1 protein-coding gene and 1 pseudogene are annotated in these 967 nt (G+C 37.8%); both read right to left on the bottom strand.

Translation table 11 applies throughout. The features are described 5' to 3' along the window. Positions 1–778, bottom strand: a 778-nt coding sequence (locus RR876_RS16590; protein WP_332637140.1) for an MBL fold metallo-hydrolase, incomplete at its 3' end; no start/stop codon positions are given. After that, positions 775–967, bottom strand: a pseudogene (locus RR876_RS16585) (DUF6691 family protein); the annotation flags it as partial. The pseudogene RR876_RS16585 and the gene RR876_RS16590, both read right to left, overlap by 4 nt.

The raw sequence follows: 967 nt of genomic DNA, 5'->3' as shown, positions 1-967 counted from the left end.
GTAAAATCAGTTTAGGCATTGCAAGTGTGGCATCACGGCGGTTACGCATTGCTACAAATTCAGCCTTTGTTGTTTGATCATTAATATGAATATTTGTGCCCCTCTGCGCTTGAATACTACTTTCACAGCTATATTGATATCGACCTTCAGGTAAATAATCATGACAAAGGAAAACACGAATATTTTCAGCTAATTGATAAAGCATTTTGACCGAATCAAATAAAACTGAAGCACTGCCCTTCGGAAAATCACAACGTGCCGTTCCATAATCAGGCATAAATAAGGTATCACCAACAAATACAGCATCACCGATCACATAGCTTAAACATGCAGGTGTGTGCCCTGGCGTTGGTATGTTATATGCGATTAATTCACCAATTTTGAACTGTTCATGATCCGCAAATAAGTGATCAAATGCTTGCTGGGCATTAAAGTGCTTAATGTCTAAATTATAAATTGAACTGAAAGTCTCTTGCACGATAGCAATTTTCTTACTTATGGCAATTTGACCGCCTAAACGCTCTTTTAAATATTGTGATGCGGTTAAATGATCAGCGTGGACGTGTGTTTCTAAAATCCATTCTATGCTTAGGCTATTTTCTTGAATATAATTAACAATCAAATCAGCATTTGTGGTCTTGGTTGTTGCTGATGCTGCATCATAATCTAAAACACTATCTATTACGGCGCATTTTCGACTGATAGGATCAACGACGACATAACTAAAGGTATTGGTCTGCTCATCAAAAAAATGCTGTACCAGTGGATATTGTGTCATGAATTTCTCCCCGCCCATTGACGATGAATCAATAAACCAGCGAACATCGCGATAATAAAGTAAATCGCTTGATAGTAGCCTAGACCAATTAAAGTTAAACTTGGTGCTGGACAAAATACCCGCAATCCCCCAACCGATTCCAAAAATTAAACTCCCGATCAGCAAGTTAGAATCGATTGCATTGTTTTT

It is taken from the genome of Acinetobacter sp. (assembly GCF_036666595.1).
Classification (GTDB): Bacteria; Pseudomonadota; Gammaproteobacteria; order Pseudomonadales; family Moraxellaceae; genus Acinetobacter.
This window is presented reverse-complemented; position numbering and strand designations above follow the sequence as displayed.